Below are 25198 nucleotides of genomic sequence, written 5' to 3'. Positions count from 1 at the left end.
GGAAGGTCACCATCCAACCCATCGGGCCTCATCGCGGAGGATAGGCTGACTCGAAGAGTTCTCTGCTCGAGAATGCAACACGGGAGGTGCGGGTGCCTGCGCGATCACTACCGAACGGCTCCGGATTCGGATCAGGGCTTGCCGGGGTCATTCTCCCCGGACGTCGCCATGTGAAGAATCCGCTGGGCCCGAGTGAGTCGGAAGTTCGAGCCAATCTCGCCGGCGAGGCGAGCGCTGACGCAGCTCTGGCATTGCACGAAGCTGCCAACCCCACAGAACCGGAAACCGGCGAAGAGCCCCCGGCCGTTCCGCGCGACCTCACGGCCGCCGCATTCTTCGACGTCGACAACACCATGGTGCAGGGTGCGTCGATCATCCACTTCGCCCGTGGTCTCGCTGCACGAAAGTATCTCAAGACCTCGGATCTGGTGGATTTCGCGTGGAAGCAGATCAAGTTCCGAGTCACCGGCCGAGAAAGTAGCAACGACGTCGCCGAAGGCCGCGAGAAAGCACTGTCCTTCGTGGCCGGTCGATCCACCGCCGAACTCGCCCGCCTCGGCGAGGAGATCTACGACGAGGTCATCGCCGACAAGATCTGGCCAGGCACGAGGGCGTTGGCCCAGATGCACCTCGACGCCGGACAACAGGTGTGGTTGGTGACGGCAACTCCGGTCGAACTGGCTCAGGTCATCGCCGAGAAACTGGGATTGACCGGCGCCTTGGGCACTGTCGCCGAGAGTGAGGACGGCGTCTTCACCGGCCGACTCGTCGGCGACATCCTGCACGGCATGGGCAAGGCGCACGCCGTACGGACGTTGGCGGTGCGTGAAGGACTCAATCTCAAGCGCTGTTCCGCCTACTCCGACAGCCACAACGACGTTCCGATGCTCTCGTTGGTGGGGACACCGGTGGCGATCAATCCCGACGCAGATCTTCGTGAACTCGCGAAGAACCGCGGGTGGGAAGTTCGCGATTTCCGCACCGGACGAAAGGCCGCCAAGATCGGCGTACCGACGGCGCTGGTGCTCGGAGCGGTCGGCGGGGCGCTCGCGGCAATTCTCGCCAGGCGCAAAGAACAGAACGCCTGAGCGGGTTCGGTCCGGATCGAGCAGCGATCCGGACCGAACTCAGCCGAGAAAGACGTTGCGACGCTTGGCCAACAGTCGATACAGCGTCTGCTGAATGGTTTCCCGGACGTGGTCCGTGACCTCGAACAGGACCATCGGATCGTCGGCGGCACCGCTCTCGAAGGTGTCGGTGACGATGGGCTTTCCGAACTCGATGTACCACTTCGACGGCAACGGAACCAGGCCGAGCGGCCCGAAGTGTGGAAACAGCGGTGTCACCGGGAAATACGGAAGACCGAGAACGCGTGCGAGTGTGGTGAGATCACCGATTTTGGGATAGATCTCCTCCGAACCCACGATCGAGCACGGAATGATCGGAACACCGGTTCGCATTGCGGCCGACACGAAGCCACCGCGCCCGAACCGCTGCAACTTGTACCGCTCACTGAACGGTTTCCCGATGCCCTTGAATCCTTCCGGGAACACGGCCGCGACTTCACCGTCGTTGAGCAGACGCTCGGCGTCGGGGTTGCAGGCCAACGTATGGCCGGCTTTGCGCGCCAGTCCACCCACCACCGGCATCTCGAATGCCATGTCCGCAGCCAACATTCGCAGTGGACGATGCGCTGGATGGTGATCGTGCACGGCAACCGACGTCATCAGTCCGTCGATCGGGATCACACCGGCGTGGTTGGCGACCACAAGCGCTCCCCCGGTGAGGGGAATGTTCTCGATCCCACTGACCTCGACGCGAAACCACTTCTCGAACAACGGGCGCAACATCGGCATGACGACGTTGTCCGCGAAATGCGGGTCGAACCCGAACTCGTCGACCTCGTAGTCGCCGGACACCCGACGTCGGAGGAATTCTGCTACCGAGGCGATCTGGTCGACGATCGCCGACCTGGCCGAATCGACGAACGTGCTCTCACCGCCGTGGTCGGCCGCCGAGGACACTCCGGACGGATGCCGGCGCTCACTTTGTTCACGGATGTCACGCTCCGCACCGGTGACGGACTCACGCGAACGGGAAGTTGCCGACTTTCCGGTGTGAGTTGCGCTGGGCCGCAGGGGAATTACCTTCGCCACGTCAGTCACCCCTTCACCGCACTTCGTCCCGACAGCGGCATGTGCATCACGTCTGCACTTGTTGCCGCCGCGGCGGCGTCACCGCCGAGGATGGTGGTCAACGCATTCTCCGCCCGATCGATCCACTCGGACTTGATGATCCGGCGCGTCTGCATCGCACGCATGAAATCGTCGAGTGCTTGCATGGTGGTCCATCGCGGCTCGAACCCCAGCTCGCTGCGCATGCGAGTGGTGTCGAGTCCGCAGCCGAACCGGAAGTACTCGAGTTGCTCGTCGGTGTACAGCCTCATGGACGACCCCACCAACGCGCTCCCGACGCTGCGGAACAGAGCGAGCGGCATGGGAACTTCCACCCTGCCTGCCCGGCGGATCGCCTGCGACATCATGACCACTCCGTCGCCGGCGATGTTGTACGTACCCGAAGCGTGTCCGATGGTCGCCTTCTCCAGCGCCGCGAGGGCATCCTCGACGTGGAGCAATTGCAGGCGCGCGTTGCGCCCGACGATGGTGGGCACGAGTGGGGCGGTGACGTAGTGCCCGACGGTTGCAGTCAGCTGAGGTCCGATCAACGGCGCCAACCGCAGAATCCCGACCGAAATGTCCGGGCGCCGACGCCCCATCCCGCGGAGGTATCCCTCGATCTCGAGGCTGTCGCGGGCATATCCGCCCGGCGGCCGGCGGCGCGCACTCATTTCTTCGGTGAACTGAGCGGGATCCTTGGCACTGCACCCGTAGACGACCGAAGCCGAGCGCAGGACCACCTTGCGAACCGTCGGAGCTTTCTGGCAGACCGCGAACAGTTGCATGGCGCCGATGACGTTCATGTCCTTCATCGCGGCGCGGCTGCCGGCTTTGGGGGCTTTCTGAAGCGTCGACGCGTGCACGACGGTGTCGACCTCGGCGTTTCGGATCACTTTGCCGATCAGCGGATTGCGGATGTCTGCTCGCACGAATTCCGCGCGGCCCATTCTGCGCATCATGTCCTTGCTCGGACTGACGGCGTCGACGGCGATGACACGCTCGATCGACGGATTCTGCGCAAGCCTGGTCACCAGGTAGCCGCCGAGAAATCTGCTCGCCCCGGTCACCAGTACGACGCGAGGCGTCGTGCCCCCTGAAGTGTTGTCACCTTCAACCACCAAGTACCCCCATATCCAGTAGAAACGCGCTCTACCGAAGCGTCCCTCCCGCGATTTTCCCCCACTTTACGGGCAGAGGGGGTCCCGCGCTGACTACCCAAATTTCGGCCATTCAAGACAAACCGCCCAGCCAATGAGACGTGGCACACATCGCTTCCCCCCGAATATGCTGATGCCCGCCACCCCGGAAGGGGTGGCGGGCATCAACAGGTACTGCTTATTTACCGAGTTTCCTGCGCTGTACTCGGGTACGACGAAGCAGCTTGCGGTGCTTCTTCTTCGACATGCGCTTGCGACGCTTCTTGATCACTGAACCCATAGCGGGTGTCCCTCACGTTCTTCTCTAGCGTTCCTGCGCACGCCGGTCACGTACGCCTGCGCCAAGCAATTGGCGCCTGGCCCTCGTTTTAACTAGCTCAGCGCCTTACGACACCAGCTTGCTGGTACGACAGTGACTCATCGTACCGGTGTGGAGTCACTCGGCATAAACCGAGCCTCCGGCACAGCAACCGCTGTGCCCGCGACTCGGCTCACGCCGAGGTCATCCTCTTCGAACCGGCTGGTCAGCCGGCATCGAAGTACGAGGTTTCGAGGTAATCGTGTACTGCCTTCGCATGTACACGGAACGAACGGCCCACTCGTACAGCAGGCAATTCGCCACTGTGTACCAACCGGTACACAGTCATTTTCGACACCCTCATCAAAGTTGCTACCTCAGCAACAGTGAGGAATTGCGTGCCGGCCACTGCCGGCTTTCCGTCGTGGGACGAACCCATGGACGGCTTGTTTGCAGACACCATTAATCCACATACCTCCAGCACGACTCGCGCCGCCGGCTTCCCCTCCGGCGGAACAGACACGTACGTACTAAGTCGAGCTTAGCTGTACTGGTGGGGTTAAAGCGACGGGTGTGGCTAAACGGACGACTAATCCGCAGCTGCACCCATCGCGGCCGAGCGCGACTTGGCGGCATCCAAGGCATCGAAGAACGCCGTCCGCAGGCCGCCCGCTTCGAGCTGACGCAGTGCCGCAGCCGTCGTTCCGCCCGGTGACGTCACCGCGGCGCGAAGATCCGTCGCGCTGTCGCCGGTGCGATCGAGCATCGCTGCGGAACCGACCATCGTCTGCACCACCAATTCGGTAGCGACCGGGCGCGTCAGGCCGAGACCGACTCCCGCGTCGATCATCGCTTCGGCGACCAGAAAGAAGTAGGCCGGGCCGGAACCGGAGACAGCCGTGACCGCGTCGATCTGCGATTCGGGAACCGTGACCACCTTGCCGACGCTGCCGAGGATGCCGCGTACGAGCTCGAGATGCTCGGCCTTGACGTGCCGTCCGGGCGAGAGCACGCTCACGCCCTCCCCGACCAACATGGGGGTGTTCGGCATGACGCGGATGACCGGGAACCCTGCGGGCAGACGCGTTTCGAAGAATCCCGTGGGGATTCCCGCCGCAAGGGAAACGATCAATTGTTCGAGGTCGCCGTCCAGATCGACCTTCGTCAACGCCGTGAGCGCTGACTCGACGTCGTTCGGCTTCACCGCGATGACGATGACGTCCGCACCCTCGGCGGCATCGGCGACCGTGCTGACGCGGATGGAGTATTCGGCGATCAATTCGTCTGCGCGAGGCTGATATTGCTCGGCGACGACCAGATCCTTGATGGCGTGGCCGGCCTGCAACAGCCCGGAGATCAGCGCCTCGCCGATCTTGCCGCCACCGATAATCGCAATTCTTGTCATGGCGAACAGCCTGCCACGACCGCAGCGATCGACCCTAGCGGGGCATCATCGCCAATTGACGACTCTGGACGACGACTGCGCCCGTCGAATCGAGAACAGCATGATCCTCTTCGAACCACGTGCTGCCCAGAACATCCGAGCTCGCCCGCACGCGAAGCCATCCCGGCGTCGGCAGTCGGCGCAGGTACGTCGTCAACTGCACGGTCGGCGCCCACCCGAACAGGCCGCGGTTCATCGTCACCGGCGCGCTGATGTCACCCGCCATGATCGCGAACAGCACAGCGGTGTCGAGGTCGTTTTCGTCCTCGGGTCGAGGACGGACCCACATCCTGACCTCGGCCTCGCCTTGGCTGCCGGTCAGGAAGTGTGCCGAGGTGGTGTCGATTCGCATGTCGCAACCCTGACCGACATGCACGACCTGCGCCATCGGGTGATCGCCGATGACTGCCACCGCACTCTCCGGCGGTTCCGGTGACATGTCGTCGATCGACGAGGCCGTGACGAAGGTGGGGTCGCCGTCATCGGGGAATCCGAGCGTGACCGCCGCGCGAACAGCGCTGCGGCCCGCCTGGCTCAACTCGACGTCTAACAACGCGACCTGGCGTCCCTGCTTTCGGACGATCACCTCCAGTTCGACTTCACCCGGATCTGGGGCCGACAGATAGTTGGCGCTCACCGCGAGTGGCTGCATCTTCAGAAGCGAGTCGTTCTCACCTGCGCCGTCTCGCAGACATCGACGCGCGGCAGCGGCGCACACAGCCATCATGGAACCGCCGTGCACTTTCGGCCCGATGGTCCAGATCGAATCGATCGTTGCGGTGTATCGCCCGTCGCCGAGCGAGGTGAGGCGATTGAGATCTTGAAAGGGACTGGTGCTCATCGATTTTCCTGTTCGGTGCTTTCTCGGTGTTGCGGGAAATGTCGTGCGGCCAAATCTTGGTGCGCCAGGCGTCGCAAAGCTGTCAGGACGGGTTCGTACATGGCGGTTCCGAGGACCGCATAGCGAATGCCGTCCTCGGTCGAACTGGTAGGCATCAGCTCGATTTCCACTTCGGCAATCCCTCGGATGTGGTCGCCGTAGGCGCGCAGGCGCGCGTCCGAGAGACTCAGTCCGGCATCCTCGAGGCCGATCAGTGCCCGCTCGAGGTGCGCGACCGCCACGTACCTCGGCTCGAAGACCTGACCGAGAAACTCCAGAACCTTGCGAGCTCTGGGGAACTCTGGATCCGGTTCAGGTTCGACGTACGGGGGTAGTTGCGCGATTGCGCGGCCGAAAGTCTCGAATTCGGATCGCTCGTCACTGTCCACCAGTTCGAGCACCGCGCGAATCCGTGGAATCGCGAGTCCCGCCCCGGCCAGGGCCCTGATCAACGCGAGTCGCCGGACGTGCTGTTCGCCGTACCTCGCTCCCGTTGCGCTGGTCGGCTCACCCGGCATCAGCAGACCTTCACGGAGGTAGTACTTGATAGTGGCCAGTGCAACGCCGGACTGTGCGGCCAGTTCGGAAACCTTCACCGCTCCTCCGTCCAACTCGCTCGACCCATTACTGGATAGTGATGCTATCCAATGGGGGCCGAGCATCGGTAAGGAGGACACGCCTTGCGCTAGGGTTGAACCTTCTTTGCGCACACCACCAGAAATTTCCGAACGGAGCGAACAGGCGGAATGACGGATTTGCAGTCGGAGGCTCAGCCCGACGAACAGTGGCGCATCGTGGAACCACTGACGCTGACTCCCCTGCTCACCGCCGCACTCGAGGTGTTCCACGAACTCGGTTACCACGGAGCGTCGGTTCGTGACATCGCAAAACGTGCCGGTGTCACCGTGCCGACGCTGTATTACCACCACGGCAACAAACAGGGCATCCTCGTCGCGCTGATGGAACCGGGCATCGAGAACGTCACCGCACGCGCGAGCGCTGCGGTCGACGCTGCCGGACCGTCGCCGACGGCACAGTTCGGCAATCTCGTCGAGGCGTGTGTTCTGCACATGACCAGTCGCTCCGACATAGCCTTCCTCGATTCCGAACTGCGATACCTCGAGGACGCGGAACGAAAGAGCTACGCCGCCAAGCGAAAGAAGCTCGAGAACCTACTCGTCGACGTACTGACGGCAGGCGTCGAGAGCGGTGAGTTCACGGTCCCGGACATCACCGGAACGGGCCGTGCGCTACTGGGAATGTGTCAGTCCGTCGTCCTCTGGTATCGACTCGACGGACCGCAGACTCCGCGCGAAGTCAGTGTTCTCTACCGCGAGATAGCCCTGAAAGCCGTCGGCGTCACTTCTTGAGCACTGAACTTCCCGGCATGTCCGATTAGCCCTTAACTGACGAACGTCACACCTGTCGGCTGACACCGAAACCGGGACGCGCCCACGGTCGCGGGTCCACACTTAGAAGCAGAGATGCGCGGGGTGGATCCGCAGACCGAGGGAGTTCTTGACGTATGGCCAACAGCAATCCATTTGTTCCTCCTAGCGCGGTCGACGTCGACCTTTCCGCGGTCGCCTGGGGGGCGAACCGCACGATGTCCGACTTCGAGACTGGAATGTGGCGGATGGAAGAGGCGCAGCCGCAACTGCGCTCACCGATCGTTGCGGTGGAGGTTCTCGATCGTGCCCCGGACTGGGATCGACTTCTCGACGCAGTCGAGTGGGCATCGCACGTGGTTCCGCGTATTCGTATGCGAGCAGTGGAACCGGCAATGCAGCTGGGCAATCCGGTGTGGTCCGTCGATCCCGAGTTCGACATCGGCTACCACCTACGACGCGTCCGCTTACCTGCACCGGCGGACTTCGATCACGCACTGCGCATGTGTCGTCACCTTGCGACGGAACCTTTCGACAAGGCTCGACCGCCGTGGAGCGCGCTGCTCATCGAAGGTCTCGACGACGGTCGCGCCGTGTTCGTGGTCAAGACTCACCACTCCATCACCGACGGCATGGGCGGCATCCAGATGATGACGCTCCTGCACAGCAGACGCCCGGACCCCACTCCGAACAAGCCCGACCGCACACCGCCTGCTCCTGAGCATCTGTCATCGGTGGGCGCCTTCGGCGAGGAGGTCGTCAGCGAGATCCGGCGTGCGCCCTCGCGTATCGCCAAGCTGGTCCGCGGTGCCACCAATGTTGCGACCACGGCAATCTCGAGTCCGATCACGACAGCTTCCGAGGTCCTCGGTTACGCCAATTCACTCCGCAAGATCGTCACTCCCCCAGCTCGTTCCGGTTCCCCTCTGCTCCACGATCGTGGTCTCGGACGATGGTTCGGAACTCTCGAGGTGGGTGTCCCCGAGCTCAAGGCCGGGGCGAAAGCTGCCGGCGGCTCACTCAACGACGCGTACGTCGCCGCTTTGCTCGGCGGCTTCCATCGCTACCACGAAGCCTTCGGACAATCCGTCGACAGCATTCCGATGGGTATGCCGATCAGCATGCGTACGGGCGCAGACGCCAACGGCGGCAACCGGTTTGCAGCCGTTCGCTTCAACGGCCCGGTCTCCGAAACGGATCCGGCCAAACGCATCAGGCAGGTGCGAGAGATCGTTCTGAGTCTGCGTGAGGAACCGGCGTTGGACGCTATCGACGTCGCCGCCCCGATCCTCGCTCGCCTGCCGAACTATCTACTCGCGAACTGGTATCTGTCCCAGTCGACAGGACTGGACCTGCAGGCCAGCAACGTCGCCGGCGTACCGGTACCGGTCTATCTCGCCGGAGCGAAGATCGAGCGGATGTTCCCGTTCGGCCCGGCGCCCGGTTGCGCGGCAATGGCGACACTGGTCTCCCACGTCGGGGTGTGCTGTATCGGAATCAATCTCGACACCGCTGCGATCACAAAACCCGCGCTGCTGATGCAGTGCTTGCAGGAGAGCCTGGACGAGATCGTCGCTCTCGGAGTCACAACGGAAGGCGCGTGAGTCATGAGCGAGAACACGACCAACCCGCGCGTGTACCTCACCGAAACCATGACAGAGGCCGAAGCCGGCGTGCTGCGAAAGTGGCTTGCCGACAAGGCAAGCTCATCCGAAACTCGGCCGGTCACCGTCAACATCACCGACAAGACCCTGGCAGAACTGGCGGCACGGACCGACGACCCGATGCTCGCACCGCTTCGCGTGGTGTGGATTCCGGACACCCATACCAAGCACAACGTCGCGGTGCGACTACGTGATGCGCTGGCACCACGCGATCCTCTCCACCCCGGACGCGGTGCACAACGCAGAACCCTGCGCACCGACCCCTCTCGGTGCCAGGTCATCGAAGGTGAACCCGCACCACTGAGCGATCTCGAGCGTCGCCTCGAAAAGAGCGGTGGCGGTTCGCTACCGGAGTTCATCCGACGGCAGGCCGCTCTGGCACTCGAACGAGCCGAATTGGGCCTACTGGGTGGCCAGTACAAGGTGTCACGGTTCGTCGTCGACGAGATCACCGACACCCGCCGATTCGCCACCGAGGTCATGGCTTTGGCCGACCGGTTGAACATCGCCGTCGCCGAAGTCGATCGCCGCGCACGTGAAGCTCTCGAAGAAATGGTTGCCACCCAGAGTCGCCAAGCCATCGCGGTGTGGGATCGCCTGGGCCGCTACTTCGCTCGCGCCTACAAGCTGGACGTGGACACGAGCCGCTTCGAGGAACTCCGTGAGCTGAACAAGGAACACTCACTGGTCTTCCTCCCCAGTCACCGTTCGTACCTCGATCCCCTCGTCCTGCGTCCGGCGTTGATCGCGAACGGCTTGCCGCTCAATCACGTCATGGGCGGCCTCAACATCAGTTTCTGGCCCATGGGCTCGATCCTCAAGCGCAGCGGCACCGTCTTCATTCGTCGAAGCATCGGCAACGACGAGGTCTACAAGTGGTCGATGCACGAGTACATGCGCTATCTGCTGACCAAGCGCTTCAATCTGGAGTGGTACATCGAAGGTGGACGCGGACGTACCGGGAAACTACGCCCGCCGCGCTTCGGTCTCCTGACCTACCTGACCAAGGCATTTCAGGTCAGCGGAGCGTCCGACGTGTACCTCGTCCCGGTTGCGCTGAGCTACGACCAACTCTACGAGGTCGGGGCCATGGCTGCCGAGGCGCTCGGCGCCGAGAAGACACCGGAAGGCCTGCGCTGGATGGTGGGTTACGTACGCGCCCAGGGAAAACGCAACGGTGTCGCGCACGTGACCATCGGCCGGCCGCTCTCACTCGCGGACGCACTCAGCCAGGAAACCGATCAGCGCCTCGCCATTCAGAAGGCCGGCATCGAGGTGTGTCACCGCATCAACGAGGTCACCCCGGTGACCGTGTCTTCACTGGCGATGTTGGCGTTCCTCGGAATCGAAGACCGGGCGTTGACAGTTCGTGAACTCACCGCGATTCTCACGCCGCTGTTCGGCTACATCACCGCGCGAAATCTTCCGATCGCCGGCGACGTCGAACTGTCCGATCCGCGTGTCATCGAGAAGGCATTGCAGACACACGTCGATTCCGGGGTGCTCGAGCGCTTCGATCGGGGCGGCGAGCAGGTCTTCTACCTCGGCAAGGACCAGCATCTTGTCGCTGCCTTCTACCGCAACAACACGATTCACTTTCTTGTCGTGCGTGCCATCACCGAACTCGTACTTCAGGCAGCCGTCGAAGAGCGGTTCGAGGACCCCATCGGGGACGGGTGGGCAGAGGCCAAGCGCATCCGAGATTTGTTGAAATTCGAGTTCTTCTTCAGTGACCGGGACACGTTCGAGCAGGAGATGCGGACCGAGCTGACGCTGATCGACCCCGAGTGGGAAACCGTCATGGCCGACGACAAACGAACCGAGCACATGATCGAGACGGTTCGCCCGTACCTCGCGCACCGCGTGCTCCAACCGTTCCTCGAGGCGTACCAGGTTGTCGCCGATCAGCTTGTGCTCGCGCCGATTTCGACATCGTTCGACGAAAAGTCGTTCATCAGCAACTGCATCGACGTCGCACATCAGCGTCGACTGCGGCAGCAGATCGCCAGCAACGAATCCGTCTCCGGTGAGTTGTTCGCCACCGCACTGAATTTGGCGCGCAACCGTAACTTGATCGAAGTCGACGACGACGGAGTCCGGGCCCGGCGCCTGGCATTCGCTGCCGAGATCAAGGTTCAGGTCGAGCGCCTGCGTCACCTTCGCGCACTCGCGCATGCACGACTCGATCAGGTGGCGATGCCGGTACCGGACGCCGCTGCGGTAGTGACCATTCCAGAAGCAAACCGAGCGCCCGCCGCGAACGAGGAAGTAGGACTGTGACCGGACTCGAGCGTCTGCACTCCGCCATCGAAGCCGCCCCGCCCGGGCCCGGAACGATCGCCGCCTTCGACCTCGACGGCACCTTGATCAGCGGGTACTCGGCCAGCGTTGTGTACCGAGACCGCCTGCGACGCTTGGATATCAGCGTCGGCGAACTCTTGCGCACCACCGGTGCCGCGATCGACACCCAATTCCGCGGTGCTGACGTCGGAGCACTCATGGACATCGGCGTTCGAGCCTTGGGCGGCCGTACCGTCGAGGAACTGAACGACTGGGGCCGACGGCTGTTCAAGCAGGAAATCGCCGCGATGATCTACCCGGAAGCCCGCGGGCTACTGGCGGCACACCGGCGAGCCGGCCACACGATCGTGATGGCTACGTCGGCGACTCCGTTCCAGGCCAAGTACGTCGCCGAAGATCTCGACATCGAAGACGTGCTGTGCACCGAGCCCGAAGTCGTCGACGGCATGCTCACCGGCGAACTGTCTTCGCCCGCACTGTGGGGGCCGGCCAAGGCCAATGCCCTTGCAGGCTATGCCGAGAAGATGGGCGCCGATCTGAAGAACGCGTTTGCGTACTCCAACGGTGTCGAAGACGTCTTCATGCTCGAGGCCGTCGGGCGACCTGTCGCGTTGAATCCCGATCGTGGTCTGGCCAAGATCGCGTTGCGCAATCACTGGCCTTCGGTCAGCCTGCGTAAACCGCAACGAGGCGCAACACCGATCTCCACGATCCGAACGGCGACGGCCATGGGCGCGCTTGCTGCCACCGCCGCCCTCGGTGCGTCGGCAGGCATTGTCACCGGGAACCGTCAACTGGGTGCGAACCTGGTCGGCACGTACGGCCCCGACATCTCGCTCTCACTGCTGGGCATCGACGTCGAGATCGACGGCGAGCACAACGTGTGGGATCACCGCCCGGCGGTGTTCATGTTCAACCATCAGAGTTCCCTGGACATGTTGGTCCTGGGCACCGTGATCAAGCGTGACGTGACCGGCGTCGCGAAGAAGGAAGCGGCAAGCGATCCGCGGTTCATGCCCGTCGGTGCACTGCTCGACGTCGCCTACATCGACCGCACCGACACCACGAAGGCGAAGGCTGCACTGCAACCGGCAGTAGACAAGCTGAAGAATGGTGTCTCGATAGTCATAGCTCCGGAGGGCACCCGTTCTCCGACGCCACGTCTGGGCCCTTTCAAGAAGGGTGGATTCCACTTGGCGATCCAAGCCGGTGTGCCGATCGTGCCCGTGGTGATTCACAACGCGGGTGAACGGATGTGGCGCAATTCGCTTGTCGCCCATCCAGGCCCGGTCTATGTCTCGGTGCTCGATCCCATCTCGACCGAAGGCTGGGAGACCAAAGACCTCGACGCACACGTCGAGAAGGTGCGCGCGCAGTTCGAAGCTGCGCTACTTGCCGGCCACCGCTGAGCGTGCCAGGTGCTCGCGTGCAAACGCGAGCGCCTGCGCCAGCATCGACGACCGCTCCCGCCGGGTGCGCGCGTTCTGCGTGTTGATCTCGATGACTGCCTGGCCGCTGAATTCGCTCGCAGCCAATTGCTGACACAACTCCGCGCACGGCTGTGAGCCATGCCCCGGAATCAGGTGCTCGTCCATCGACGCCCCGCGACCGTCGGCCAGGTGCAGGTGCTCGAGCCCCTTGCCCATGCGGGAGGCCAACTCCAGGGCATCCATGCCCGCCGTTGCGGTGTGCGACAGGTCGAGTGTGTAGTGAGCATGATCGGAATCGGTCGGGTCGTACGACGGACTGAACGCGGACAACGCTGCCCCTGGACCGCCACGTTTACGCAGACGCTCCGCGGACTTGTCCTTGCCGCCGAAGAAGCTGTCGGCGCGCATGGGGAACATGTTCTCCACCGCCACCACGACGCTGCTCTTCGATTCGAGTTCGACAACCTGTTCCGCGAAGCCTTCGGCGTACTTGCGCTGCCACCGGAACGGCGGGTGGACGACCACCGTCGTCGCTCCCAAGGTTTCGGCGGTGCGCACCGAACGCTCGAGCTTCTCGACCGGATCGGAACCCCACACGCGCTGCGAAATCAGCAGACACGGCGCATGCACGGCCTGCACCGGAATGGCGTACTTGCGAACGAGGGCAGCAACAGCACCGATGTCCTGACTCACGGATTCGGCCCACACCATCAGTTCGACGCCGTCGTATCCGAGATCAGCGGCGTAGCGAAATGCTGCTTCCGTGTTCTCCGGATATACCGAAGCCGTCGACAGGCCGACGGCTATCGGCCGACGAACCATGCGCTGCGATCCCCCGATCATCGTCCGATCAACCCGAGGTCAACAAGAACGCCAGTGGACCGAGCGTCACGATCATGCCGACGACCACCGCGATCACGAAACTCGTGATGTCGTCTGTCTTGCGCAGAACCCGCACGACGGCAACCAAGCCGACGATCACGATCAGCGCGAGCACCAACGCCACCCATGGCAGCATGTCCCACAGCTTCTCGAAGCCCTTGAACATCGCGCCGCCGACGATCAGTGCAACAACCACCTGACCGGCAAGCACTGCCCATTCACGGATCGAGTTACGCTCGCCTGCCTCTTCCGCTGCCGGTTCGGCTTCGACATCGGACTCCGCGGCGGCACTGGTCTTTTTTGCACCGTCATCGACAGCCGGCGCCTTGACCAGATCGACCACGGCGGTGGATTCGGCCTCGCCGGCATCCGCGTCTGCAATCTTGTCGATCAGTTCGGTGCTCTCTTCCGGCGCGGCCGGAGCGGGAGCGGTCTGTGCAGGTGCCTTGGCGACGGGAGTGGGGACACGCGGCGGCAGGATCGGCGGACGCAACGACGGCGACTGCGTTGCGGCGCGCTCCTGACGCATCAGGTCGCCCGCCAGGGTCTGACCCGACAGCAGGGCTGGTTCCTGCGTTACCTGCGTCGGTGACGAGGAGTTGAGCGGTGCCCGGCTCACCCACTGCCCGGGCGAGGACTTCGAGGTCTGTCCCGGCGAACGTGTGGAAGTCGGCTTCGGAGTGGTGACCGGCGGCGCAGCAACCGGCTTCGACTCACCCTTGGGTGCCTGCGGCTCGTCATCGTCATCGTCGTCGTCGAACGAGACGGCGAAGGCTGCGGTGCGATCGGCGGGAACCTTCGGTGCCGGTTCGACTGACTTGGCGGTTTCCGCGACAGCCTCGGCCGGCGCTGAAGGTGCAGAGTTCTCCGGCGCAGCGGTTTCCGGCGCAGCGGCTTCAGGCTGGGCTGCTGGTTCGTCGGACTCGGGCTCGGCGGCCGCGCGCGATCCCGACTGGCGAACGATCGGGATCTCACCCGTCAGTTCGGCGACGGAGATGCCACCGGCTACGCCGCGCCGGCGTCGTCCACCTCGGGATTCGACGCTCTGACCGTTCCGCTTGAGCAGTTCCGCTACGGAAATCTGCTGACTGTCCTCGGTCATCAAGCACTCACCACCAATTCACCGCCCATTTCTGTGTCGAGCTTTCGCAGAATCAGACCCTCACGCAGTGCCCAGGGACAAATTTCCAGTTCGTCCACTCCGAGCGCCCGCATGGTTGCCTCTGCGATGAGCGCGCCGGCCACAATCTGCTGTGACCGATCCGAGCTCACTCCTTCCAATTCTGCACGGTCCGCTGCCGTCATCCTGGATATGAAGGCTATGAGTTGCCTGAGTCCGCTGGAAGTCAGGGTCCGTTTTGCCCGGGGGCCTGCGGCAGAAGGGGCCGCGCCGGTGAGCCGAGCCAACGATCGGAAGGTCTTCGAAGTCCCGACCGTGCGGTCCCAGTCGCCGGCGGCGCGCAGTTCCTTGGCTGGTCCGACCAACTCCGCGTCCAGCCAGTCGCGCAATACAGCGACCCGGCGCTTGCCCGGCGGATCAGCCTGTAGCCAGTCGCGCGTCAACCGTCCGGCACCGAGTTGCAGTGAGAAGGCGACGTCCGGATCCTCGTCACCACCTGCGGTGAGTTCGAGCGAGCCGCCGCCGATGTCCAGGTTCAGGATGCGTCCGGCGCTCCAGCCGTACCAGCGGCGCACGGCCAGAAAGGTCAAGCGGGCTTCGTCGACCCCGGACAGAACCTCGAGGTTGACTCCGGTCTCGGCGCGGACGCGGGCGAGTACGGCTTCGGAATTGTTGGCGTCACGGACCGCGGAAGTGGCAAAAGCCATCATTTCCTCGCACCCGGACGTCTTGGCGATACCGGCGAATTCGGAAACCGTCGAGACCAACCGATCGGCTCCTGACGTGGTGATATCGCCGCGGTCGTCAGTGTTTTCTGCCAGCCTCAACGTGGACTTGGTCGAGCTCATGGGTGTTGGGTGGCCGCCCCGATGGGCGTCCACAACCAATAGATGGACGGTATTGCTTCCGACGTCGAGTACCCCTAGTCGCACATCGCCACGTTACTGGGTCTACGGTCGGCCCTTGTGACAGCAGGTAACCCAGACCGGTCCCACAAGATGACTCCGAGCCCCGAGGTCGATCTCGATTTCCCGCGCGAATGGGTCGAATTTGTCGATCCGGATAACTCCGAACACCTCATTTCCGCTGATATGACGTGGTTGCTCTCGCATTGGACCTGCGTGTTCGGCACGCCGGCGTGTCAGGGCATCATCGGAGACCGCCCGGACGACGGTTGCTGCTCGCACGGCGCTTTCCTCTCCGATCAGGAAGATCAGGACAAGCTCGATGCGTCAGTGAAAATGCTCACAGCCGAAGACTGGCAGTTCATGGAAAAGGGTCTCGGCAAGAAGGGCTACGTCGAAGAAGACGACCTCGAGGACGAGCCCGCGCTGCGCACCCGCCGCTACAAAGGAGCGTGCATCTTCCTCAACCGGCCGGGTTTTGCCGGAGGCGAGGGCTGCGCTCTGCATTCCATGGCGCTCAAGAAGGGCATCGAGCCGCTCGAGGTGAAGCCGGACGTGTGCTGGCAGCTACCGATCCGCCGCACCCAGGACTGGGTCGACCGGCCGGACGGCGTCCAGATCCTCAAGACCACGATCACCGAGTACGACCGCCGCGGCTGGGGTGAGGGCGGCGACGACCTCGCCTGGTACTGCTCCGGCTCCCCCGACGCTCATGTCGGGGAGCGGCAGGTCTGGCAGTCCTACGGGCCCGAGTTGACGGAGCTTCTCGGAAAGCGCGCGTACGACGAGCTGGCTCGCCTCTGCAGACGTCGCGCGGGCCTCGGCCTCATCGCAGTCCATCCGGCGACCACGATCGCTCAGAACAAAGCTCAGGGCTGACTCCGCCTGAACAAAAAGAATTCAGCCGCTCACACGATCGTGTGAGCGGCTGAATTCTTCTCGACATTTCTTCTCGACGAGGTTCGATCACGCTTCGAGCTTGTAACCCAATCCACGGACCGTGACCAGATGTTCCGGCTTGGCCGGATCCGATTCGATCTTCGAACGCAACCGCTTCACGTGTACGTCAAGGGTTTTGGTGTCACCGACGTAGTCGGCGCCCCAGACGCGGTCGATCAACTGTCCGCGGGTCAGCACCCGACCGGAGTTGCGGAGCAGGTACTCGAGGAGGTCGAACTCCTTGAGCGGCAACGTCACCGGGTTACCCGCGACCTGCACGACGTGGCGCTCGACGTCCATCCGTACCGGTCCGGCCTCGAGCACCCCGTTGTCGGAGACGAGGTCCGCCTCGTTCTCCACCCCGCGGCGCAGCACCGCACGGATGCGAGCGATCAGCTCACGCGCCGAATACGGTTTGGTCACATAGTCGTCCGCACCGAGTTCCAGTCCGACGACCTTGTCGATCTCACTGTCACGCGCCGTCACCATGATGACGGGGACGCCGGAGCGCGACCGCAGCGCCTTGCAGACGTCCGTGCCACTCATGCCGGGCAGCATGAGGTCGAGCAGGACGATGTCCGCTCCGGAGCGATCGAATTCCGCCAACGCCGACGGTCCGTCGTTGACGATGGTGGTCTCGAAGCCTTCCTTGCGGAGCAGGAACGCCAGCGGGTCCGCCAAGGACTCCTCGTCCTCCACGATCAGCACACTCGTCATCGTTTGGCCTCCATGCCGTTTTCTCTACTGCCTTGTTCTCGTCTGCCGATCCGCGTGGAACCGGCGGTTCCCGCGTCGTCAGAGTCGATGTCGTCGTCCGACTCCACGTGTGCCGGTATCTGCAACGTGAAGGTAGACCCTGTACCCGGTTTGCTCCACAGTTCGATGGAGCCGTTGTGATTGGCCGCGACGTGTTTGACGATCGCCAGCCCCAGACCGGTTCCACCGGTCTGCCGTGACCGCGCCTTGTCCACGCGGAAGAATCTCTCGAACACTCGCTCCTGGTCCGCTTTCGCGATGCCTTCTCCTCGGTCGGTGACTGCGATCGCGACATTGTCGCCGCGTACCGACCGACTGACGGAAACCGGAGAACCCTTGGGCGAGTATGCAATAGCGTTCTCGATGAGGTTGGACAATGCCGTGACGAGGAGAGTCTGATCCCCGAGTACTTCCAGCCCACTCGGATGGTCGGTGGTGACCGTGATCCCGGCGGCCTCGGCCGACAGATTTGACCTCGACAGTGCTTCGGACACCACGGTGTCGACGTCGACCACGTCGAGATCCGGCAGCTTCTCGGCACCTTGCAGACGCGAGAGTGCGATCAACTCGGTGACCATCTTGCCCAGACGAATCGACTCACCGAGCACCCGTTCGCCGAAGTGGCGCACCGATTCCGGGTCGTCAGCGGACTCGAGCAGCGCCTCCGCGAGCAGGCTCATCGCACCGACCGGCGTCTTGAGTTCGTGGCTGACGTTCGCGACGAAATCGCGTCGGGTCGCCTCCATGCGGACCTGCTCGGAATCGTCGTCGGCGAACAGGACCACGAAGTTGCGATCGTCCTTGCTGAGCAACCGGGCCGTGCCACGTACCGCGATCTTGTCGCGGCCCCGCTGAGCGGTCTGCGCCGTCAGATCGACCTCGACGGGTTGACCCGTCCGCAGAACTTCCTGAGCAGCCCGCCAAGCTCGCTCGTCGACCAGACGATTCTTGACGAGACCGAGTTCCTCGGCGCGAGGATTGAAGAGCACGACGTCGTGAAAACCGTCGACGACGGCGATACCGCTTTCCGAAGCCAACACGATGAGGTCGAGAACCTGGGACATCGTGAGCCCGGTCTGTTCGTCCGAGCGCTGACTCTGGCGCGACGACAGCCTGGGTACCAGCACCCCGCCGACGAGGTAGCCGACCAAGCCGGCGACCACGACCAGCAGCACTGCAATCACGACACTCACGGCGCAATCGTACGTTCGCGCGAAGAGTCGGTTACGGCGGGTTCGGACGTTCCCACCCGTGTAATCCGCCAGGTGGACGGCGTTGGTTCGTCGTTCATCTGCTGTTGGCCGAGGCCCCCCGAAATCACTGTTCGGGGGGCCTCGACGCACATCATCGGGTTGCTACTTTCCGCCCTGATTCGCCACCGCGGCGGCGCCGGCAGCTGCGGCCTCCGGATCCAGGTAGGTGCCGCCGGGATTGAGCGGCTTCAGGTTCTCGTCGAGGTCGTAACGCAGCGGGATTCCGGTCGGGATGTTCAGGCCCGCGATGTCCTCGTCCGAGATGCCGTCGAGGTGCTTGACCAACGCACGCAGCGAGTTGCCGTGCGCGGTGACCAGCACGTTCCGACCGGCGAGCAGCTCCTGGGAGATGGTGTCCTCCCAGTACGGGATCAGACGCTTGACGACGTCGAGCAGGCACTCGGTCAAGGGAACCTCGTCGAGGTTCGCGTACCGGGGATCGGTGTCCTGGCTGTACTCGCTGCCGGCTTCGATGGCGGGCGGCGGGGTGTCGTAGCTACGACGCCAGAGCATGAACTGCTCGTTTCCGTACTCTTCCTTGGTCTGCGCCTTGTTCTTGCCCTGCAGAGCGCCGTAGTGACGCTCGTTGAGGCGCCAGTCGCGGACCACGGGGATCCAGTGGCGATCGGCGGCATCGAGCGCGAGGTTTGCGGTGCTGATCGCGCGGCGCAGCAGAGACGTGTAGAGAACGTCGGGCAACAGGTTGTGCTCGGCGAGCAGTTCGCCGGCGCGCTTGCCCTCGGCCATGCCCTTGTCTGTCAGGTGTACGTCCACCCAGCCGGTGAACAGATTGAGTGCATTCCATTCGCTCTCGCCGTGGCGGAGCAGGACCAGGGTTCCGATACTCATGGCGTTCATCCTGGCACGAGTACCGGAACCCTTCTTGATCAACCCTGTCCGGAAATCAGCTCGGGGCTACTTCCGCAGTTCGCAGATCCTTGCGGAGGATCTTTCCGGCCGCGGATTTCGGCACGGTGCTGATGAACGAAACCTGGCGAACCTTCTTGTGCGGCGAGACGCGCTCGGCGACGAACGAGATCACGTCGTCTTCGGTCAACTCGGCGCCGTCCTGGAGCACGACGAATGCCTTCGGGACCTCTTCGCCCTCGGCGTCGAGCACACCGATCACTGCGGCGTCGGCGATCTGCGGATGGGTCAGCAGCAAGGCCTCGAGTTCCGCCGGGGGAACCTGGTAGCCCTTGTACTTGATCAGTTCCTTGAGGCGGTCGACGATCTTGACGACGCCGTCGCCGTCGACGGTCGCGATGTCACCGGTGTGCAGGTAACCGTCGTCGTCGAGGGTGTCCTTGGTGGCCTGGTCGTTGCCGAGGTAGCCGAGCATGATGTTCGGGCCCTTGCACCACAGTTCGCCGGGCTCGCTGACGCCGTCCGAGCCGAGAGCCGGGTACGCGACCTCTTCGCCCGTTCCGGGGTCGACGAGCTTGCATTCCATGTTGGCGATGGTCGGACCGCACGTGTCGAGGGCGATGTCGTCACGATCGAACGGGATCGCGTGCGAGACCGGGCTCATCTCGGACATGCCGTAGCCCTGGCGGACGTGGCAGTTCAACCGGTCGGCGACGGCCTTGCCGAGCGCCGCGTCGAGCGGGGCCGCACCGGAGAAGATGGTGTGCACGCTCGAGAGGTCGTACTGATCGACGAGCGGGTGCTTTGCCAGCGCGACGGCAACGGGCGGTGCGACGAAGATGTACGTCGACTTCTGCTCGGCGACGATCCGCAGGAACTCGACGAGATCGAACTTCGGCATCGTGATGAGGCTCGCGCGGCGGTAGAGCGCAGCGTTGAGCAGGACCGTCATGCCGTAGATGTGGAAGAACGGTAGGACCGCGAGGATCTTGTCGTCGGTCTCGATGCCCATCCGCGGAATGATCTGGCAGACGTTGGCCACGAGGTTGCGATGAGTGAGCATGACCCCCTTGGGTCGGCCGGTGGTGCCCGAGGAGTACGGCAGCACCGCGAGCTGGGTGGCCGGATCGAAGGAGACCTCGGGCGCCGCTGCACCCTCGCCGAGCAGATCACGCAGCGAGAGGTGGCCTTCGGCCCCGTCGAGCACGAACACGTTCTCGGCCGGGATACCGACCAGGTCAGCAGCTGCCTTTGCCTGCGGCAGGAGCGGCGAGACGGTGAAGAGGAACTTGGCCTTGGAATCGGTGAGCTGCTTGGCGATGTCCTCGGCGGTGTAGAGCGCGTTGATCGTGGTCGCGACGCCGCCGGCACGAAGGATGCCGTGGAAGACGGAACCGAAGGCCGGGACGTTGGGCGAATGCAGCCCGACCACGTCGCCGACGGCGAGTCCGCGCGCTGCGAGTGCGCCTGCAACGCCGTTGATCTGTGCGATCAGCGAAGCGTATGTGGTGACTGCGCCCGAACTGCCCTCGACGAAGGCCGTCTTGTCGAGGTCTGCGGGGTCGGTGTTTCCGAACAGGAAGTCGTAGACGCTGAGGTTGGGGATTTCAACGTCGGGGAACGGACTCTTGAAGCTCACTGTGCTCCTCGAAAAGTTGCGCGGCGGGGTGGTGTGACCAACTTACTGTGACTCACGGGAACAGTATTATTCCGTGACGACAGTCACAAGTAAAGGCCACTTTACGTGACACATCCGCGATGTGTCTCACCCCGCTCGATCAGCTCTGCGCGGGCTCTTCCTCGATGAGGTGCTTGAACGGTTCGAGATTCGCCAGCGACTCACCTCGCGACACCCGCCACGCCCACTCACGCTTGATGGACGAGGAGAAGCCGAGTTCGAGGATGACGTTGAAATCGCCGTCGGCGGCTTCGAGAACCTGACCGAGCACTCGGTCGAGTTCATCGCCGGTCACGGCATGCTCCGCGATCTTGCCGACCAGGTAGATGTCCCCGACCTTGTCGAGTGTGTACGCCACCCCGTACAGACGGCGGTTGCGCTTGAGCAGGAACTTGTAGACGCCTTCGAAGTTCTCGTCCACCTTGCGGCACACGAAGGCCTCGACCCGCACACCGTGATTGCCGACGGTGAGCAGAGTCGACGTCTTGAGTTTGTGTTCACCGGGAAGTTCGACGATGAAATGCGCGTCGTCTTTTCTGGTGAAGTCGAGTTCACGCTCGGTGAGGGCCTGCTCGATGGTGTCCGAAATGCTGCTCATGTACGCACTCCCCCGGTCCGGCGCAGACGCCACAGACCCCGCGCACGGCGGGGCGAGAAGTCGCTGGGACCGGTTCCGTTGTTGTAGTTGACTGCGGCTTTGCGATAGCTCTCGAGCAAACCGTCCGCGGTGTGTTCCCACGAGAAATTTTCGGCGTGACGCGGTGCCTGCGCGGCGAGTTCGGCCAAGCGCGTCGGTGCTGTCACCAAAGATTCGAGGGCGCCGGCCCAGTCTTCGGTGCGGTGTCCTTGAACCAGCAGGCCTGTCTCCCCGTTGCGTACGGCTACTCCCAGTCCGCCGACGTCGGCGGCGATCACGGGAGTTCCGCAGGCTTGAGCTTCGATGGCGACCAATCCGAAGGACTCCGAATAGCTCGGCACCGCAACCAGATCCGAGGCACGGTAGACATCGGCGAGACGCTCAGGAGCCTGCGGCGGCAAGAACGTCACCTGCGCTGTGATGCCGAGTGAGCGTGCCAGTTCGATCAGCACGTCCGGCCGCGCGAGGCCAGTTCCGGACGGCCCGCCGACGACGAGGATGCGCAACGGCAACTCGGGGCGACGGCTGATCACTTCGGCGGCAGCACGCAGCAGAACGTCCGGCGCTTTCAGAGGTTGGATCCGGCCGACGAAAGTCACGACGACCTCGCCCGGGTCCAACCCCAACGACGCGCGGGCGGAATCGCGATCGCCCGGTCGGTAGCGGGTGAGATCGGCGCCGGGAGCCACGACGTCGATACGCGTGGGATCTGCGCCGTACAACTCGTGCAGCGCCTTGGCTTCGTCGGTGGTGTTGGCGACCAGGCGATCGGACTCGGCGACTACTTGCTGCTCGCCGATCTGACGTGCTGCCGGCTCCGGGGTGTCTCCCTCGGCAAGCGAAAGATTCTTCACCGCCGCGAGGGTGTGGGCGGTGTGTACGAGGGGCACGCCCCAGCGGTCGCGGGCCAGCCAGCCGACCTGACCGGACAACCAGTAGTGCGAGTGAATCAGGCTGTAGTACCCGGGCTCGTGGCGCGCTTCCTCCCGCAGAACTCCTGCGACGAAGGCACACAGTTGAGTCGGCAGATCCGCCTTGTCCAGCCCTTCGAAGGGACCAGCAGCAATGTTCCGAACCCGCACTCCGGGAGCGGCGTCCACCACGGGTGCGTCGGCCGAGGACGTCGCGCGGGTGAATATCTCCACCTCGACGCCACGTTTGGCGAGCTGAATGGCGGATTGCAGAACGTAGACGTTCATCCCACCCGCGTCACCGGTGCCGGGTTGTGCCAATGGCGAGGTGTGGACCGAGAGAACGGCCACCCGGCGAGGGCGCGAAATGTGCATGGGCGTCACGACTCCATACTGCCCCCTCACCGGGCGCGAACTCTAACCGAGGCTCGAGATGAAGGTTCGCACTTCGGACACGAATCGTGTCGGATCCTCCACGAACGGGCCGTGATTGCAGCCTTCCCAGTACGACGCCTGGGACTTGGGAATCAGTTCCTCGGCGTGCTTACCTGCGCTCACGTCGACGACGGAGTCGTCGGTTCCGTGCAGAACGAGGACCGGGATGTCCAGGTTGCGAAGCAACTCGTCGTGACCGACAGCACGGTTGAACAGTGCTGCGCGCACCCGCGGACGCGTCGAGAGGCTGTACCCGAACAAGGCCTGCGACGCTGCACCCTTGCCCTCGGGTGGGCCGGTGAGAGCATTGCCGAAAGCGCCGAGTGCACGGATCGCCTCGCGGGGATCTTCGGACATCGCGCCGGGAACTGCGCTACGCATCGCCGAGCCGACCTTGCCACCTTTTTCGCCGCGCCCGATGCTGGTGATCGCCCCGACCAGAACCGCGCCCGCCACCGCGCCGGTGCCGTGCGCTGCCAGGTAATCGCAGATCACCAGACCGCCGTACGACCAGCCGAGCAGGATCGCGTTCTCGGTGACGCCTTCGGCCGCAAGAACAGCCGCGACGTCGCCGGCCCAGTTCGCGGAATCGTCGTATCCGGATTCGGGCGCATCTGAGTAACCGTGGCCGCGCAGATCGACGGCGATCAGCCGATAGTCCGCGGCCAGGTCCGCGAGGACCTGCTCGCCCCAGCACTGCGAGGACTGAGCCCAGCCGTGCAGCAACACCAGCGGGGTCCCCGCCGAATTTCCGGTTACTCGATAGACGATGGACGTGCCGTCGACGCTGACGGCTTCACGAATAGACATGCCGTCACGATAGAGGCTGCGACTGCGGCGCCGACGGCGAGCATGTAGGCCGACGGGACGCCGTAGCGATCGATCAGCTGTCCGGCCAGCGCAGACCCGAGCGCCACGCCGACGCCGAGGCCGGTAACCGTCAGGGTCATTCCCTCGGTGAGCTTTTCCGGTGGGACGATCTGTTCGACCAGGGCTGTCGCGATGATGAGCGTCGGTGCGATGGTCGCGCCCGCCAGCACGTAGGCACCCGCAAGTGCGGCCACGTTTCCGACCAACAGAAGCGGGACGCTGAGAACGGCGACCGCCGAGGACGCGATCATCAACTGCCCGCGCAGCGATCGCGCCGGGTGCATCGACCCGAAGATCAGTCCCGCGATTCCCGAACCGCCGGCGAACAGCGCGAGGACCAGCGTCGCCGACCCCGGCGAATTCTGTTCCTTGGTGAACGCGATGGCGCCGACGTCGATGACGCCGAAGATCGTTCCGAGCATCACCATGATCACGATGACGATCCACATCACGTGGTTACCGAGAACCGATCGTCCGCGGCCGGGTCGACGCGGATGCACCTTCGGTTCGGTTCCGCGCTGTATGACCAGCAGCAGGGTTCCGGTGACCAGCAGGATCAACCCTGCCAGTGGTCCAGCCTCGGGGAAGAGCCCGATGCTCAGACCTACCGATATGACCGGGCCCGCCACGAAGCAGAGCTCGTCCACCACCGATTCGAAGGCGAAGGCGGTGCGCAGCTGAGGTTTTCCGACATAGATCGCCACCCACCTGGCGCGAATCATCGCGCCGATCGTCGGAGTGGCGCCGCCGGGGACGACCAGAACGAACAGCAGCCAGTCGGGAGCTTCCATCCGGACTGCGAGCAGGAGCGCCCCGATCGCGGTGACGCTCACGGCTGCGGCAATCGGCAGGACCGCTCGCTGTCCGAAGCGGTCGACCGCACGCGAGACCGCGGGCGCGATGATCGCCGACGAGAGCGCAAAAACCGCGGCGAGCGCGCCGGCGAGCGCGTAGTCACCACGAAGTTGCGAGATCATCGTCACGATTCCGATACCGATCATGGCGATCGGCAGCCTTGCGACAAATCCGGCGGCCGAGAAGGCGACCGATCCGGGGGCGGCAAAGATCTCGCGGTAGGCGCTCAGCAGGCCTTTGTTGGTGGATTCGCTCATGTCAGCTTCTCGTGCACTGAACAAGGTTCACAGAGCCGAGGCCGACTCGACAAATCGTTTTCACTGTGCGCTCGGGTTGACCTGTCGGTAACTT

Annotated in this window: 24 protein-coding genes; 6 read left to right on the top strand and 18 right to left on the bottom strand. The window is 63.7% G+C overall.

The genetic code is table 11. From position 1 onward, the window contains the following. Positions 1-92: 92 nt before the first annotated feature. Positions 93-1088, top strand: coding sequence for an HAD family hydrolase (locus A0W34_RS08135; protein WP_081558766.1), 996 nt, complete (start codon positions 93-95; stop codon positions 1086-1088). A 39-nt stretch (positions 1089-1127) separates the two neighbouring features. On the opposite strand, the gene A0W34_RS08130 is transcribed toward A0W34_RS08135, so the two are convergent. From A0W34_RS08130 to A0W34_RS08100, 7 genes are all read right to left on the bottom strand, one after another. Beyond that, on the bottom strand, positions 1128-2165 hold the full coding sequence (locus A0W34_RS08130) for a lysophospholipid acyltransferase family protein (RefSeq protein WP_081557555.1): 1038 nt from the start codon (positions 2163-2165) through the stop codon (positions 1128-1130). After that, positions 2162-3295, bottom strand: a complete 1134-nt coding sequence (locus A0W34_RS08125) for an NAD-dependent epimerase/dehydratase family protein (protein ID WP_063314775.1) — start codon at positions 3293-3295, stop codon at positions 2162-2164. The genes A0W34_RS08130 and A0W34_RS08125 overlap by 4 nt, the downstream gene beginning before the upstream one ends. Positions 3296-3512: 217 nt before the next feature. Beyond that, a complete protein-coding gene (locus tag A0W34_RS08120; RefSeq protein WP_003402602.1) occupies positions 3513-3614 on the bottom strand; it encodes a 30S ribosomal protein bS22 in 102 nt (33 codons plus the stop codon). A 244-nt stretch (positions 3615-3858) separates the two neighbouring features. Continuing rightward, a complete protein-coding gene (locus A0W34_RS08115) occupies positions 3859-4095 on the bottom strand; it encodes a helix-turn-helix domain-containing protein (protein WP_003941845.1) in 237 nt (78 codons plus the stop codon). Positions 4096-4221: 126 nt separating this feature from the next. Then, on the bottom strand, positions 4222-5037 hold the full coding sequence (gene proC / locus A0W34_RS08110) for a pyrroline-5-carboxylate reductase (protein ID WP_003941923.1): 816 nt from the start codon (positions 5035-5037) through the stop codon (positions 4222-4224). 34 nt (positions 5038-5071) lie between these two features. Beyond that, entirely contained in the window at positions 5072-5917 is an 846-nt protein-coding gene (locus tag A0W34_RS08105) for a thioesterase family protein (RefSeq protein WP_042453009.1), read from the bottom strand. After that, positions 5914-6552 carry a MerR family transcriptional regulator gene (locus A0W34_RS08100; protein WP_007735320.1) on the bottom strand — a complete coding sequence of 213 codons (639 nt, stop codon included), beginning with the start codon at positions 6550-6552 and terminating at the stop codon, positions 5914-5916. The genes A0W34_RS08105 and A0W34_RS08100 overlap by 4 nt, the downstream gene beginning before the upstream one ends. 150 nt (positions 6553-6702) lie before the next feature. On the opposite strand from A0W34_RS08100, the gene A0W34_RS08095 reads away from it, so the two are divergent. The 4 genes from A0W34_RS08095 (at position 6703) to A0W34_RS08080 (ending at position 12718) form a co-directional block, all read left to right on the top strand. Beyond that, complete coding sequence (locus A0W34_RS08095; RefSeq protein ID WP_003942051.1) at positions 6703-7326, top strand: TetR/AcrR family transcriptional regulator; 624 nt, start codon at positions 6703-6705, stop codon at positions 7324-7326. Positions 7327-7481: 155 nt separating this feature from the next. Continuing rightward, positions 7482-8948, top strand: a complete 1467-nt coding sequence (locus A0W34_RS08090; protein ID WP_058227475.1) for a wax ester/triacylglycerol synthase domain-containing protein — start codon at positions 7482-7484, stop codon at positions 8946-8948. Between the two features lie 3 nt (positions 8949-8951). After that, the gene (locus A0W34_RS08085) at positions 8952-11288 is read left to right on the top strand and encodes a glycerol-3-phosphate 1-O-acyltransferase (protein WP_007735324.1); all 2337 of its coding nucleotides are present in this window, start codon (positions 8952-8954) and stop codon (positions 11286-11288) included. Next, positions 11285-12718, top strand: a complete 1434-nt coding sequence (locus tag A0W34_RS08080) for an HAD-IB family hydrolase (RefSeq protein ID WP_003941905.1) — start codon at positions 11285-11287, stop codon at positions 12716-12718. Before A0W34_RS08085 ends, A0W34_RS08080 begins: the two co-directional genes overlap by 4 nt. Here A0W34_RS08080 and A0W34_RS08075 read toward each other — a convergent pair. From A0W34_RS08075 to A0W34_RS08065, 3 genes are read right to left on the bottom strand one after another with little or no spacing between them, the layout of a single operon-like run. After that, positions 12698-13582, bottom strand: a complete 885-nt coding sequence (locus A0W34_RS08075) for a sugar phosphate isomerase/epimerase family protein (RefSeq protein WP_042923251.1) — start codon at positions 13580-13582, stop codon at positions 12698-12700. The two genes, A0W34_RS08080 and A0W34_RS08075, sit on opposite strands and share 21 nt — an antisense overlap. A gap of 7 nt (positions 13583-13589) precedes the next feature. Next, positions 13590-14723, bottom strand: a complete 1134-nt coding sequence (locus A0W34_RS08070) for a hypothetical protein (protein ID WP_064074200.1) — start codon at positions 14721-14723, stop codon at positions 13590-13592. Then, positions 14723-15673, bottom strand: coding sequence for a Ppx/GppA phosphatase family protein (locus A0W34_RS08065; protein WP_003941975.1), 951 nt, complete (start codon positions 15671-15673; stop codon positions 14723-14725). Before A0W34_RS08065 ends, A0W34_RS08070 begins: the two co-directional genes overlap by 1 nt. A gap of 66 nt (positions 15674-15739) precedes the next feature. Between A0W34_RS08065 and A0W34_RS08060 the strand changes: the two genes are divergently transcribed. Continuing rightward, on the top strand, positions 15740-16525 hold the full coding sequence (locus A0W34_RS08060; protein WP_003941928.1) for a hypothetical protein: 786 nt from the start codon (positions 15740-15742) through the stop codon (positions 16523-16525). A gap of 87 nt (positions 16526-16612) precedes the next feature. Here the strand turns inward: A0W34_RS08060 and A0W34_RS08055 are convergent, their stop codons facing one another. The 8 genes from A0W34_RS08055 to A0W34_RS08020 all read right to left on the bottom strand — a co-directional run bounded on the left by A0W34_RS08055 (position 16613) and on the right by A0W34_RS08020 (position 25104). Beyond that, on the bottom strand, positions 16613-17302 hold the full coding sequence (locus tag A0W34_RS08055; protein WP_081557554.1) for a response regulator transcription factor: 690 nt from the start codon (positions 17300-17302) through the stop codon (positions 16613-16615). Then, positions 17299-18534, bottom strand: a complete 1236-nt coding sequence (locus tag A0W34_RS08050) for a sensor histidine kinase (RefSeq protein ID WP_003941938.1) — start codon at positions 18532-18534, stop codon at positions 17299-17301. Before A0W34_RS08050 ends, A0W34_RS08055 begins: the two co-directional genes overlap by 4 nt. Positions 18535-18696: 162 nt before the next feature. Beyond that, entirely contained in the window at positions 18697-19452 is a 756-nt protein-coding gene (locus tag A0W34_RS08045) for a phosphoglyceromutase (RefSeq protein ID WP_003941992.1), read from the bottom strand. A gap of 46 nt (positions 19453-19498) precedes the next feature. Beyond that, on the bottom strand, positions 19499-21100 hold the full coding sequence (locus A0W34_RS08040; RefSeq protein ID WP_042452995.1) for an AMP-binding protein: 1602 nt from the start codon (positions 21098-21100) through the stop codon (positions 19499-19501). A 139-nt stretch (positions 21101-21239) separates the two neighbouring features. Continuing rightward, the gene (locus A0W34_RS08035; protein ID WP_047268888.1) at positions 21240-21737 is read right to left on the bottom strand and encodes a YbjN domain-containing protein; all 498 of its coding nucleotides are present in this window, start codon (positions 21735-21737) and stop codon (positions 21240-21242) included. Further along, on the bottom strand, positions 21734-23062 hold the full coding sequence (mshA, locus tag A0W34_RS08030) for a D-inositol-3-phosphate glycosyltransferase (RefSeq protein ID WP_003941843.1): 1329 nt from the start codon (positions 23060-23062) through the stop codon (positions 21734-21736). Before mshA ends, A0W34_RS08035 begins: the two co-directional genes overlap by 4 nt. Before the next feature lie 42 nt (positions 23063-23104). Beyond that, on the bottom strand, positions 23105-23932 hold the full coding sequence (locus A0W34_RS08025) for an alpha/beta fold hydrolase (RefSeq protein ID WP_042452989.1): 828 nt from the start codon (positions 23930-23932) through the stop codon (positions 23105-23107). Further along, on the bottom strand, positions 23878-25104 hold the full coding sequence (locus A0W34_RS08020; RefSeq protein WP_003942019.1) for an MFS transporter: 1227 nt from the start codon (positions 25102-25104) through the stop codon (positions 23878-23880). Before A0W34_RS08020 ends, A0W34_RS08025 begins: the two co-directional genes overlap by 55 nt. Between the last annotated feature and the right edge of the window lie 94 nt (positions 25105-25198).

Source organism: Rhodococcus sp. BH4 (assembly GCF_002079265.1).
Taxonomy (GTDB): Bacteria; Actinomycetota; Actinomycetes; order Mycobacteriales; family Mycobacteriaceae; genus Rhodococcus_F; species Rhodococcus_F qingshengii.
This window is presented reverse-complemented; position numbering and strand designations above follow the sequence as displayed.